Source organism: Streptomyces sp. NPDC060366 (assembly GCF_042725135.1).
GTDB lineage: Bacteria > Actinomycetota > Actinomycetes > Streptomycetales > Streptomycetaceae > Streptomyces.
On sequence record NZ_JBHXDC010000004.1, the window covers coordinates 44,940 to 57,923 of the forward strand.

Genomic DNA, 12,984 nt, shown 5'->3' on the forward strand with positions numbered 1-12,984 from the left:
GGCCGGTCGCCCGAGGCCGCGCACGCGGCGAAGCCGCAATCGGACACAGCAAATCCCGTCAGGACCGCGTTGGAACAACACGGAGCCCGCATCCCTCGGATGCGGCTCCTTCGTTGTGTCCGGCCGGGGTGCCCGGCGGGCCGGGCGTGTTCCTCGGACACGGGCTCCGTTGCCGCGTGTCGGGTTGACGGTCCCCCTTGGCGCGAGTAAGCCATCAGGAGGGGCCCTTCCGTGGCAGCGCGGGGCCCCGTACCGGGGGGTGGCGCGCATGGCGGCATCGGTGACGAGGCACGAGACCCGCGCGCTCCTGCGCGCCCATCTGGCGGCCGCGACGGGCTATCGACATCTCACGCGGCACTGCGCGGTCCGTCATCGCCTCCAGCGGCTCGCCATGGAGCCTGGCGCACCCGATCCCCCGGACGCCGGGGAGACAACCAACAGCTCCGCGCCGAACAGCACACCAGAAGCGGACACCGGCCCCCAATAGGGGCTGGGGTGGTAGTTGGCAAGAGGTTCGCACTGTGACGGGTGTCACCGCTCACATTTCCGGAACGGCTGCACTTACACCTCGCATACAAGGCGCGAATTTAGTATGTGCAATTGCACCTTCCCGCAAGCGCCTCCCCCGGACCGCCGGACCCGCCCCTACGCTGCCCCGACATCACCCCAACTCCCCCTCCACAGCACAAAAAAGATCGCGCTGGACCCGGCGGAGTCCAGCGCGATCAAAGTGACTTGCCCCGTGAAGCGGGGGCGTGGGACCTGTTGGGGCAGGTGCCCGTCGTGTGGTGCGTTGTGCAGCTATGTGGATCAATGTGGAGCTGTGGAGCGGGACGACCGGATTGGGGACCCGGGTGCCCAGTTGGGTTGATTGGTTGTCAGTTGTGCCCTAACGAGGCTTTCAGGCCTCGCTGCGCTGCTGCGGAATACCCGCGAGCAGTGCGCGGACCTCTGCCTCGCGATACCGGCGATGCCCACCGAGCGTGCGGATGGACGTGAGCTTGCCGGCCTTTGCCCAGCGTGTGACCGTCTTCGGGTCCACACGGAACATCGTGGCAACCTCAGCCGGCGTCAGCAGCGGCTCGGCATCAGGGGTGCGAGCGGTCATGAGCGGCCTCCTCGGGAGAACCGAACCATCTCGGTTCTTTCCTCTAAATTCTGCACCTTGACCCACGTTGCCCGAAATGGCGGACGCGGGCCGAGTCGGTTATAGGACGAACGGCTTGTCCTCGGCACTACAACTACACCATCCGTCCAGCCTCGTCGGCCAAACCGATGGAATTGCCCTCTCAGGTGTTCATCAACGACGGAAGCCGATGGACCATGCCATAGCGGACAGTTACGCCGCAGTGACGATCAGTCACAGGAGCAATCAGGAGTCACCAGACCCCCTATAGAGCGCAATGACGAGCATTCCGCCCATACTCGGACGGAAGGAGCCCTCCCCGGACTCCTTGTCCTATTTTGACACGAGGGTGGGTGATGGGCGCAAGAGCCCCGTAAGTGCGGTCCGTCACCCTTGAGGCTTAGAGACCGGATAGAGGCCTACGTCCCATCGGGCGGGACACCGCGCCCGTCCGGTTGATCTTGGCGGGCCCCGAGTCCGCCCTCAGTTGGCGAACTGACGGTCCCTGACCGCCCGCCAGCGCTCCGCCAGCCGCTCGTACGCCTCGCCCGCCGCCTCGCCGTCGCCGGCCCGCAGCGCGGCGATCCCGGCCGCCACGTCCGCCGCCGAACGGTCGTCGGCGAGCTGCGGCCCGGTCAGCGCGTGCACCAGCCCGCCGTAGTCCAGCTCGACCAGCGAGCGGGGATGGAACTCCTCCAGCCACCGCCCTACGTCTATGAGGCCCTCGATGAGCGGCCCCTCGTCGACCGACTCCCGCAGCGCTTTCAGCGCCCGCGCCAGCCGGCGCCGCGCCTGCACCATCGGGGTCCGGTAGATCAGGGCGGGCGCCGTGGGGCCGTCGGGCTCCTGCGCCCGGTACTCGCGCTCGTCGTCGGCGAAGAGCGTGAACCAGCGCACGGGCACCTGCCAGACCGCCGTCCTGATCCACGGCCGGGCGTCCGGATTGCGCTCGCGCCACTGCTCGAAGTCCGCCGCCGCCTGCCCGCGCACCACCGGCGGCAGCACCGCGTCGAGCAGCGGCTCCGGCAGGGTGTCGATCAACGACTCCAGCGCCAGCCAGCCGCGCAGCCGGGTCCGCCACGGGCAGACGCACACCACGCCGTCGACCTCCGTGACGAACGCGTCGGCGCTCTCGTGGACCGGCACGGGGACGGGCGGTGTGGGCAGCAAATCGGCCAGGGAGCGCCGGAGTTCGTCCTGCGCGGTGGGCGTACGCTCCCGGGCGGCGTAACGCGCCCAGTGGCTCCTCTCGGGCTCCGGAAAAGCCGCCAGGGGCTCGTACACGCGCAGGTAGGAGGCGTAAGGGACAAGGAGTGCAGACACCGCTGGCATGCGCCGAATCGTCCCATGCCCGTACCCCTCGGGAGGGTGATCCTCGGCACTGCGTCGGATCTACGTCGCGGTAGGACTTACCCTCATGCGCAAACAGTCCCTCCCCACCCCCAGGAGGGGCTACTCACCGCTTCGTACTTGGGAGTCACCACCGTGACCGATGTGACCGGAGCCCCTGTCGCAACCGCCGATGTACTGCACACCCTGTTCCACTCGGAGCAGGGTGGCCACGAGCAGGTCGTGCTCTGCCAGGACCGTGCCAGCGGGCTCAAGGCAGTCATCGCCCTGCACTCCACCGCCCTGGGCCCCGCCCTGGGCGGCACCCGTTTCTACCCGTACGCCTCCGAGGAGGAAGCCGTCGCCGACGCGCTGAACCTGTCGCGGGGGATGTCGTACAAGAACGCCATGGCCGGTCTCGACCACGGCGGCGGCAAGGCCGTGATCATCGGTGACCCCGAGCAGATCAAGTCGGACGAGCTGCTGCTGGCGTACGGCCGGTTCGTGGCCTCGCTGGGTGGCCGATACGTGACGGCCTGCGACGTCGGTACGTATGTCGCCGACATGGACGTCGTCGCCCGCGAGTGCCGCTGGACGACCGGCCGCTCGCCCGAGAACGGCGGCGCCGGCGACTCCTCCGTACTGACGGCCTTCGGTGTCTTCCAGGGGATGCGCGCGAGCGCCCAGCACCTGTGGGGCGACCCGTCGCTGCGCGGCCGCAAGGTCGGCATCGCGGGCGTCGGCAAGGTCGGGCACCACCTGGTCGAGCATCTGCTCCAGGACGGCGCCTCCGTCGTGATCACCGACGTACGGGACGAGTCCGTGCTCCGGATCACCGAGCGGCACCCCGAGGTCGCCGTGGCCGCCGACACCGACGCGCTGATCCGCGCCGAGGGCCTGGACGTGTACGCGCCGTGCGCGCTCGGCGGGGCGCTGAACGACGACTCCGTGCCGGTCATGACCGCGAAGGTGGTGTGCGGGGCGGCCAACAACCAGCTCTCGCACCCCGGCGTCGAGAAGGATCTCGCCGACCGCGGCATCCTCTACGCGCCGGACTACGTGGTGAACGCGGGCGGGGTGATCCAGGTCGCCGACGAGCTGCACGGATTCGACTTCGAGCGGTGCCGGGCGAAGGCCGCGAAGATCTTCGACACCACGCTTTCAATATTCGCACGTGCGAAGGACGACGGGATTCCGCCGGCCGCCGCGGCCGACAGGATCGCCGAGCAGCGCATCTCGGAGGCCCGCCTCCGCTGACGTCCGCGAGGGGCGATCGGCCGACGCGGAGCCACCGCGCGGCCCGGGGGGAGACGAGACTCACCCCGGTCGGCGGGTCGCCCCTCCAGAAGAGGTTAAAATCGCAGCTGACCAGCGGGGACACCCGTTCCCGCCGGTCCCGCGCCGAGGCGCGTCATGCGGGCGGCGTACCGTATGGCCGCGGAAGCAGGTACCGTTGAAGTCCTAAGGACGGGTCTCTCTGCGGAGAGCTCGTTCTGAAACATGAACGCGTGTCAAGACTCTGGGGCCGTGGAGCCCCGTCACCGAGGGGGTCGAGCCATGGGGCGCGGCCGGGCCAAGGCCAAGCAGACAAAGGTCGCCCGCCAGCTGAAGTACAACAGCGGCGGGACAGACCTCTCGCGTCTGGCCAACGAGCTGGGCGCATCGCCTTCGAGTCAACCGCCGAACGCTGAGCCGTTCGAGGATGACGACGAGGAAGATGACCCGTACGCACAGTACGCGGAGCTGTACAACGACGACGAAGAGGACGAGGAGTCCGGCCCGTCGTCACAGCGCCGCGGTGCTTGACGTACGTACACCTCAAAAAGAAATCACTCATGTGACCCGGTCCGGGCTCCCCGGACCGGGTTTCACCATGACACCGGTGCCTCGTCGGCACCGGGCACTCGCTAGCTCGCATAGTCCCCGGTCAGCGCCGCGCCCGTGGCCATGGCGCTCTGCCGGTCCACGATGCCGCCGGCCACCCAGGCGTCCACGCCACGGTCGGCGAGCGTGGTGAGTGCCGTGTCCACCGACTCCTCCGGGACGACGGCGATCATGCCGACGCCCATGTTGAGCGTCTTCTCCAGCTCCGTGCGCTCCACCTGACCCGCCGAGCCGATCAGGTCGAAGACCGCGCCGGGCGCCCAGGTCGAACGGTCCACGCTCGCGTGCAGATGGTCCGGGACGACCCGCGCCAGGTTGTTGGCAAGGCCGCCTCCGGTGATGTGGCTGAAAGCGTGCACCTCGGCGGTCCTGGTCAGCGCCAGGCAGTCCAGCGAGTAGATCTTGGTGGGCTCCAGCAGCTCCGCGCCGAGCGTGCGGCCGAACTCCTCGACCTCGCGCTCCAGCGACCAGCCGAGCCGGTCGAACACGACATGCCGGACGAGTGAGTACCCGTTGGAGTGAAGCCCGGAGGACGCCATCGCGATCACGACGTCACCCGTACGGATACGATCCGCGCCCAGCAGCCGGTCGGCCTCGACCACGCCGGTACCGGCGCCGGCGACGTCGAAGTCGTCCTCACCGAGGAGGCCGGGGTGCTCGGCGGTCTCGCCGCCCACGAGGGCGCAGCCGGCCAGCACACAGCCCTCGGCGATGCCCTTGACGATGGCGGCGACCCGCTCGGGGAAGACCTTGCCGACGCAGATGTAGTCGGTCATGAAGAGCGGTTCGGCGCCGCACACCACCAGGTCGTCGACGACCATGCCCACGAGGTCGTGGCCGATCGTGTCGTAGACGCCCATCTTGCGCGCCAGGTCGACCTTCGTACCCACGCCGTCGGTGGCCGAGGCGAGCAGCGGGCGCTCGTAGCGCTTGAGCGCGGAGGCGTCGAAGAGGCCGGCGAAGCCGCCGAGGCCGCCGACGGTCTCGGGGCGCTGGGTCTTCTTCACCCACTCCTTCATCAGCTCGACGGCGCGGTCGCCGGCCTCGATGTCGACGCCCGCGGCGGCGTAGGAGGCACCGGAGGATTCAGCTGGCATGGCGGAGAGCTTTCGTGTCGGTGCTGCGCGGGCTTGGTTCGGGGGCGGGGTCCGTCGGTCCGGGACGTGACTGTGGGCCGCCGCGGCCGGATGGGTGGTCGCGGCGGGCCGTACAGGCACGTTCACGGGCGCTCACGGCCGCTGTTACGGCCGCCTGAGCGCGTCGGCGGCATCGGCGCCGCCCGCCAGCTCGGTCTCCAGCAGCTGCTTGCCGAGGAGTTCCGGATCGGGCAGGTCCATCGGGTACTCGCCGTCGAAGCAGGCGCGGCAGAGATTCGGCTTGGCGATGGTCGTCGCCTCGATCATGCCGTCGATGGAGATGTACGAGAGCGAGTCGGCGCCCAGTGACTTGCCGATCTCCTCGATGGACATGCCGTTGGCGATCAGCTCCGCGCGGGTCGCGAAGTCGATACCGAAGAAGCACGGCCACTTCACGGGCGGGGACGAGATCCGGATGTGGACCTCGGCGGCGCCGGCCTCGCGGAGCATCTTGACCAGGGCGCGCTGGGTGTTGCCGCGGACGATCGAGTCGTCGACGACCACCAGGCGTTTGCCCCTGATGACCTCTTTAAGAGGATTCAGCTTGAGACGGATGCCCAGTTGGCGAATCGTCTGGGAGGGCTGGATGAAGGTCCGGCCCACGTACGCGTTCTTCACCAGTCCCGAGCCGTACGGGATACCGCTCGCCTCCGCGTAACCGATCGCGGCGGGCGTGCCGGACTCCGGCGTCGCTATGACGAGATCGGCGTCGGCGGGCGCTTCCTTGGCGAGTTTGCGACCCATCTCCACGCGGGAGAGGTAGACGTTCCGGCCGGCGATGTCGGTGTCGGGGCGGGCCAGGTACACGTACTCGAAGACACAGCCCTTGGGCTTCGCTTCAGCGAATCGCGAGGTGCGCAGGCCGTTCTCGTCGATGGCGATCAGCTCGCCGGGCTCGATCTCCCGGACGTAGGAGGCGCCGCAGATGTCGAGCGCCGCGCTCTCGGACGCCACGACCCAGCCGCGCTCCAGCCTGCCGAGGACCAGCGGGCGGATGCCCTGCGGGTCACGGGCCGCGTACAGGGTGTGCTCGTCCATGAAGACGAGCGAGAAGGCGCCCTTGGCGCTCCGCAGGACCTGCGGGGCGGCCTGTTCGACGGTGAGGGGCTTGCCGTCGTCGTCCGTCTGTCCGGCGAGGAGCGCCGTGATCAGATCGGTGTCGTTGGTGGCGGCGACGCGGGTCGTGCGGCCGTTCTCCTTGGGGAGGTCGGCGACCAGCTCGGCCAGCTCGGCCGTATTGACCAGATTGCCGTTGTGGCCGAGCGCGATAGAGCCGTGGGCGGTCGCCCTGAAGGTCGGCTGCGCGTTCTCCCACACCGAGGCTCCGGTGGTGGAGTAGCGGGCGTGACCCACGGCGATATGGCCCTGGAGGGAGCCGAGGGAAGTTTCGTCGAAGACCTGTGAGACAAGGCCCATGTCCTTGAAGACAAGAATCTGGGAGCCGTTGCTCACTGCGATGCCCGCAGACTCCTGTCCGCGGTGTTGCAGTGCATACAGTCCGAAATAGGTGAGCTTGGCGACCTCTTCACCGGGGGCCCAGACTCCGAAGACGCCGCAAGCGTCCTGAGGGCCCTTCTCGCCAGGGAGGAGGTCGTGGTTGAGTCGTCCATCACCACGAGGCACGCCACCGAGTGTAGGCGAGATCGAGCGCTGGTCCGAATGCGGTACGGAAGTGGGCCGTGAGGTGGACGGCGAAGCGGGCCGGCGGCGTGTCGCCACCGGCCCGGCCGGACAGGTCCCCACTCACCAGGGGGAACGCGCCGGTACTACTTCGCGGGGGTGCCCGCGGCGGCTCCGAAACCGGTGCCGTCGGCCGCCTTGAGGGTCAGCTCACGGTGGTGCACCTCATACGTCACCTTCCCGTCGAGCACCTTCAGGAGCTTGCGCTCCAGGGACATTCCCGGCTCCGGGCAGATCTTCTTGGTGGACCGGACAGGCCCGAAGGTGATCGTGGAGTCCGTGGTCTTGGCGGGCGCCGAGAAAGTGTTGCAGCCGAGGCTGCCGCTCACGGTGCCGTCCTTGGCGAAGGTGAGCGTCGCCTTTCCGGTCTCGCCCTTCTTGTCCTTGGGCAGCGAACTGGCCGTCCCGCCGGAGACGAGGCTGGTGACGGTCCATCCCGTGCCCACGAGCGGGGCCGGCTCCTCGGCGGACATGGCGATGGAGTCGCCTCCGGCGCTGGTGAGGGTGAGCTTCTTGTCCTCGACCTTGGCCTTGAGCTTTCCTTCGAAGGCGCCGTTGAGCGCCTTCTCGAAGGCGGCGAGCTCCTCGGGGCAGGCGACGAGAGTCGTTCGCTTCTCACCGACAGTGATCGTGTCACCGTCGATGGTGGCCTTCGCGCCGATGGAGTTGCACCCGGTCCGGGCGTCGACCTTGCCCTTGGAGTCGATCTCCACGCTGGCCCCGGCGGGCGCCGCGGTCTTCTTGCCGTCGACGCTGAGGCTCTCGATGCTCCAGCGCACGTCGGTCAGGGGCAGATCTGTCTTCACCGCGCCGCCAGCCTCGGCCGCCCCGTCGGACTCTCTGCCGGATTCCGTGCCGCACCCGGCGAGGGCGAGGAGGGACAGGGTCGTGAGGGCGGTGACGATGGTCACTGGCTGTTTCCGCATACCGGTGGGACGAGGCAGCCCCGTGTCCGGTTCCGTGACGATGCCGGAAGGGGCGGTCGATCGGGTTCCGGTCAGCTCATGACCGGCAGCAGGGCGGCGAGATCCGCGCGTTCGCCACTGGCGCTGACCTGCGCCGATGCGAGCGCCTGGGCCCATGTCGTACGTCCCGTGGCCAGCCGCAGCCAGGTGATCGGGTCCGTCTCGACGACGTTCGGCGGGGTGCCGCGGGTGTGCCGGGGGCCCTCCACGCACTGGACGACGGCGTACGGCGGGATCCGCACCTCCGTCGACGCGCCGGGAGCCTTCTCCGCCAGCGCGTCGGCGAGCAGCCGGGTGCAGGCGGCGAGCGCCTGGCGGTCGAAGGGGATGTCGAGCCCGGCGGCGCGGTTGAGGTCGTCGGTGTGCACGACGAGCTCGACGGTGCGGGTGACCAGGAAGTCGCCGAGCCGCATCGCGCCGACGCGGACGGCGATCAGCCGGTCGGCCGGGGTGTCCGGCAGCAGCGCGGTGATCCGGCCGGCCGTGCGCTCGAACAGCTCGGCGGGTTCGGCGGAGGCCGCGTACGCCTTGACGTCGTCCGAGATGGGGGCGGCCAGCGCGGCCGTCGCGAACGCCCAGCCGGGCAGGCCGACCTCCGCCGCGGGCGGGGCGGGCTGCTCCAGGGCGCGGCTGACGCTCTCGACGCCGAAGCACAGATGCGCGGTCAGCTCCCGCACGGTCCAGTCACCGAGCCCGGCGGGCCGGGCCAGCTGCTCGGGGGTGAGGCCGGCGACCGCTTCGCGCACGTGCGCGAACTGGGTGAGGACGGCGGTACGGGTCTTGTCGGAGTCGTAACCGCGCTGCTTGCGCTTCTTGGCCGGTGACATAGCCGGGAGGCTAGCGCGCCGGCCTCGACGGCTTCACCGGGGCCGTCGGGTCCTGCGGGGGGCGACGCATTCTCCGGGGCCCGATCCCGCAAGGTGGGGGCGCGCCGGGGGGGCACGGGGCCGGTCGCCGTCGCGGTCTGCCGCAAGCTCTCGCCGTCGCGGCACAGCGAAGCTGTCGGCGGGCACCGACCGGTCGGGGTCGAGCGCATCACCGATCAGCTCGGTGCACCGCCGCCCGTTGGGCCCACATGCGCGGCCGCCGACCGCTCCGGCATCCGCGATGGGTCATCGGAGAGGGAGCACAGGGCTCGCTCGCCATCGTCGCGAACTCTGGCGGCCGGACCGCCCCGGCGGCACCCCGAAGCTGTCGGCGGGCACCGACCGGTCGGGGTGCCGGCGCGGCGCCCGCGACAGGTTCACCGGGGACCGATCCCGTACGGCGAGAGCGCGCCCGGGGGGCACGAGGCCCGGCACCGCGAACCCGGCGCCGGGCGCGACGAAATCGCCGGACGGGGCGCGGGATCGCGGCCCGTCCGGCGATTGAGGACGAAAGCGGGGACGCTCAGGCCAGCAGTGCCTCGATCGTGCCCTCGTGCGCCGAGCGCAGCTCGCTCAGCGTGATGCTGAACTCGCCCTGGACCTCGACCGATTCACCGTCCACCACACCGATCCGCGTCGCGGGCAGCCCCCGCGCGCCGCACATGTCCGTGAAGCGGAGCTCCTCGCTGCGCGGCACGGCGACGACCGCGCGCCCGGCCGACTCGCTGAACAGCGCGGTGAACGCGTCGAGCCCGTCCGGCACGACCAGCCGCGCACCCTTGCCGCCCCGCAGGCACGACTCGGTGACGGCCTGGATCAGACCGCCGTCGCTCAGGTCGTGCGCCGCGTCGATCATGCCGTCGCGCGACCCCGAGATCAGGATCTCGCCGAGCAGCTTCTCCCGGTCCAGGTCCACCTTCGGCGGCAGCCCGCCCAGGTGGTCGTGGATCACCTGCGACCAGGCCGACCCGCCGAACTCCTCGCGGGTGTCACCCAGCAGGTAGAGGAGCTGGCCCTCTTCCTTGAAGGCGATCGGGGTACGGCGCGTGACGTCGTCGATCACACCGAGCACGGCGACGACCGGCGTCGGGTGGATCGCCGTCTCACCGGTCTGGTTGTAGAGCGAGACGTTGCCGCCGGTGACCGGGGTGCCCAGCTGGAGGCAGCCGTCCGCGAGACCGCGCGTGGCCTCGGCGAACTGCCACATGACGGCCGGGTCCTCGGGCGAGCCGAAGTTCAGGCAGTCGGAGATGGCGAGCGGCTTGGCGCCGGAGGCGGCGACGTTGCGGTACGCCTCCGCCAGCGCGAGCTGCGCGCCCGCGTACGGGTCGAGCTTGGCGAACCGGCCGTTGCCGTCCGTCGCCATCGCCACGCCGAGGTTGGTCGTCTCGTCGATGCGGACCATGCCCGCGTCCTCGGGCTGCGCGAGCACCGTGTTGCCCTGCACGAAGCGGTCGTACTGGTCGGTGATCCACGCCTTCGACGCCTGGTTCGGCGACCCCACGAGCCGCAGCACCTGCTCGCGCAGCTCGGCCGAGTCCGCCGGCCGGGCGAGCCTGCCCGCGTCGTCGGCCTGGAGCGCGTCCTGCCAGTCGGGGCGGGCGTAGGGCCGGTGGTAGACCGGGCCGTCGTGCGCCACCGAGCGCGGCGGCACGTCCACGATCTGCTCGCCGTGCCAGTAGATCTCCAGGCGGGTGCCCTCGGTGACCTCACCGATGACGGTCGCGATGACGTCCCACTTCTCGCAGATCTCCATGAACCGGTCGACGTTGTCGGGCTCGACGACCGCGCACATGCGTTCCTGCGACTCGCTCATGAGGATTTCCTCGGGCGAGAGGGACGAGTCACGCAGCGGGACGGTGTCCAGCTCGACCCGCATGCCACCGGAGCCGGCCGACGCCAGCTCGCTCGTCGCGCAGGAGAGCCCGGCGCCGCCGAGGTCCTGGATACCGGCGACCAGCTTCTCCGCGAAGATCTCCAGGGTGCACTCGATGAGGAGCTTCTCCTGGAAGGGGTCGCCCACCTGGACGGCCGGGCGCTTGGCGGGTCCGGTCGACTCGAAGGTCTCGGACGCCAGCACGGAGACGCCGCCGATGCCGTCGCCGCCGGTCCGGGCGCCGTACAGGATCACCTTGTTGCCGGTGCCCGACGCCTGCGCGAGGTGGATGTCCTCGTGCTTCATCACGCCGATGCAGCCCGCGTTGACCAGCGGGTTGCCCTGGTAGCAGGGGTCGAAGACGACCTCGCCGCCGATGTTCGGCAGGCCCAGGCAGTTGCCGTAACCGCCGATACCGGCGACGACGCCGGGCAGCACGCGCCGGGTGTCGGGGTGGTCGGCCGCGCCGAAGCGCAGCGGGTCCACGACGGCGACCGGGCGGGCGCCCATGGCGAGGATGTCGCGGACGATGCCGCCGACTCCGGTGGCCGCGCCCTGGTAGGGCTCGATGTACGAGGGGTGGTTGTGCGACTCGACCTTGAAGGTGACCGCGTACCCCTGGCCGACGTCCACGACGCCCGCGTTCTCACCGATGCCGACCAGCATCGCGTCGCTGGCGGGGGCCTTGTCGCCGAACTGCTTGAGATGCACCTTGCTGCTCTTGTACGAGCAGTGCTCGGACCACATCACCGAGTACATGGCCAGCTCGGCGCCGGTCGGCCGACGCTCCAGGATCTCGCGGATCCGGGCGTACTCGTCCTCCTTGAGGCCGAGTTCCTTCCAGGGCTGGTCGACGTCGGGCGTCCCCGTCGCGTTCTTGACGGTGTCCAGGTTCTTGATCGTCATCAGGCGCTTACCAGCTTCTTCAGGATCGAGGTGAAGAACCCGAGCCCGTCGGTACGGCCCGTACCGATCAGCGGTTCCACGGCGTGCTCGGGGTGCGGCATCAGACCCACGACGTTGCCCGCCGCGTTCGTGATGCCGGCGATGTCACGGAGCGAGCCGTTCGGATTGCCGTCCAGGTAACGGAAGGCGACCCGGCCCTCGGCCTCCAGCTCGTCCAGGACCGGCTCGGCGGCCACGTACCGGCCGTCGATGTTCTTCAGCGGTACGGAGATGGACTGGCCCGCCGTGTAGTCGGCGGTCCACGCGCTCGAAGCGTTCTCCACGCGCAGCTTCTGGTCGCGGCAGATGAAGTGCAGATGGTTGTTGCGCAGCATCGCGCCCGGCAGCAGATGCGTTTCGGTGAGGATCTGGAAGCCGTTGCAGATCCCGAGGACCGGCATACCGGCCTTCGCCTGCTCGATGACCGTCTCCATCACCGGCGAGAATCGCGAAATGGCGCCGGCGCGCAGATAGTCGCCGTAGCTGAATCCGCCCGCCAGGACGACGGCGTCGACCTGCTTGATGTCCTTGTCGCGGTGCCACAGTGAGACGGGCTCGGCGCCGGCGATCCGCACCGCGCGAAGACTGTCCCGGTCGTCGAGTGTGCCGGGGAAAGTGACGACTCCGATACGAGTGGTCACGACTCCACCTTTACGACGAAGTCCTCGATGACGGTGTTGGCGAGGAACGTCTCGGCCATCTCGTGGATGCGGGCGAGGGCGGCCTCGTCGACCGGGCCCTCCACCTCGAGCTCGAAACGCTTTCCCTGTCGGACGTCCGCGATCCCTTCGAAACCCAGCCGGGGCAGTGCGCGCTGCACTGCTTGTCCTTGCGGGTCGAGGATCTCCGGCTTGAGCATGACGTCGACTACGACGCGTGCCACTGGCACTCCCGGTGGTGTGGTGCGGCTGTGTGGTGCGGCTGTGTGCAGCTGTCCGCGGCTGTGGTTCCGCCGGGGAATCCCCCGACCCCCCGAGTGCCTTCAGCGTACCCGTACACAAAATCTACGCGAGTAGATATCCACACAGTGCCGGACTCTCCACCGATCTCCGTCGATATCGCACCGTGAGACCACAGGGAAAAATCCCGGAAAAAAATCGCTCCCGCCATTGCCGTCGGACACGCTGATGCAATTGGCTGGGCTTCACAATGCGAGGCGGTTCGCTGTACAAAGGAA

General features: G+C 69.5%; 12 protein-coding genes. 3 read left to right on the plus strand and 9 right to left on the minus strand.

All coding sequences use genetic code 11. The features are described from left to right. Positions 1-268: 268 nt before the first annotated feature. A complete protein-coding gene (locus tag ACFWHU_RS12770) occupies positions 269-487 on the plus strand; it encodes a DUF6274 family protein (protein WP_387224865.1) in 219 nt (72 codons plus the stop codon). 414 nt (positions 488-901) lie between these two features. Here the strand turns inward: ACFWHU_RS12770 and bldC are convergent, their stop codons facing one another. Both bldC and ACFWHU_RS12780 read right to left on the minus strand, forming a co-directional pair. Next, positions 902-1,108 carry a developmental transcriptional regulator BldC gene (gene bldC / locus ACFWHU_RS12775; RefSeq protein ID WP_003949541.1) on the minus strand — a complete coding sequence of 69 codons (207 nt, stop codon included), beginning with the start codon at positions 1,106-1,108 and terminating at the stop codon, positions 902-904. A gap of 501 nt (positions 1,109-1,609) precedes the next feature. Further along, complete coding sequence (locus ACFWHU_RS12780; protein WP_387224866.1) at positions 1,610-2,458, minus strand: hypothetical protein; 849 nt, start codon at positions 2,456-2,458, stop codon at positions 1,610-1,612. 153 nt (positions 2,459-2,611) lie between these two features. Between ACFWHU_RS12780 and ACFWHU_RS12785 the strand changes: the two genes are divergently transcribed. Together ACFWHU_RS12785 and ACFWHU_RS12790 are read left to right on the plus strand one after the other, a co-directional pair. After that, a complete protein-coding gene (locus ACFWHU_RS12785) occupies positions 2,612-3,712 on the plus strand; it encodes a Leu/Phe/Val dehydrogenase (RefSeq protein WP_385796857.1) in 1,101 nt (366 codons plus the stop codon). A gap of 300 nt (positions 3,713-4,012) precedes the next feature. Then, entirely contained in the window at positions 4,013-4,261 is a 249-nt protein-coding gene (locus ACFWHU_RS12790) for a DUF3073 domain-containing protein (RefSeq protein ID WP_189111161.1), read from the plus strand. Between the two features lie 101 nt (positions 4,262-4,362). On the opposite strand, the gene purM is transcribed toward ACFWHU_RS12790, so the two are convergent. The 7 genes from purM to purS form a co-directional block, all read right to left on the minus strand. Then, positions 4,363-5,436: a phosphoribosylformylglycinamidine cyclo-ligase gene (purM, locus tag ACFWHU_RS12795; RefSeq protein ID WP_385796854.1), complete on the minus strand. Its 1,074-nt coding sequence runs from the start codon at positions 5,434-5,436 to the stop codon at positions 4,363-4,365. A gap of 144 nt (positions 5,437-5,580) precedes the next feature. Next, the gene (gene purF, locus ACFWHU_RS12800; RefSeq protein ID WP_385796852.1) at positions 5,581-7,098 is read right to left on the minus strand and encodes an amidophosphoribosyltransferase; all 1,518 of its coding nucleotides are present in this window, start codon (positions 7,096-7,098) and stop codon (positions 5,581-5,583) included. 143 nt (positions 7,099-7,241) lie between these two features. After that, a complete protein-coding gene (locus ACFWHU_RS12805) occupies positions 7,242-8,066 on the minus strand; it encodes an META domain-containing protein (RefSeq protein WP_385796850.1) in 825 nt (274 codons plus the stop codon). 86 nt (positions 8,067-8,152) lie between these two features. Next, positions 8,153-8,947, minus strand: coding sequence for a sterol carrier family protein (locus ACFWHU_RS12810; protein WP_387224867.1), 795 nt, complete (start codon positions 8,945-8,947; stop codon positions 8,153-8,155). Between the two features lie 562 nt (positions 8,948-9,509). After that, on the minus strand, positions 9,510-11,768 hold the full coding sequence (purL, locus tag ACFWHU_RS12815) for a phosphoribosylformylglycinamidine synthase subunit PurL (protein WP_385796844.1): 2,259 nt from the start codon (positions 11,766-11,768) through the stop codon (positions 9,510-9,512). Beyond that, complete coding sequence (gene purQ, locus ACFWHU_RS12820) at positions 11,768-12,448, minus strand: phosphoribosylformylglycinamidine synthase subunit PurQ (RefSeq protein ID WP_387224868.1); 681 nt, start codon at positions 12,446-12,448, stop codon at positions 11,768-11,770. Before purQ ends, purL begins: the two co-directional genes overlap by 1 nt. After that, positions 12,445-12,690, minus strand: coding sequence for a phosphoribosylformylglycinamidine synthase subunit PurS (purS, locus tag ACFWHU_RS12825; protein ID WP_242338389.1), 246 nt, complete (start codon positions 12,688-12,690; stop codon positions 12,445-12,447). Before purS ends, purQ begins: the two co-directional genes overlap by 4 nt. Positions 12,691-12,984 lie beyond the last annotated feature (294 nt).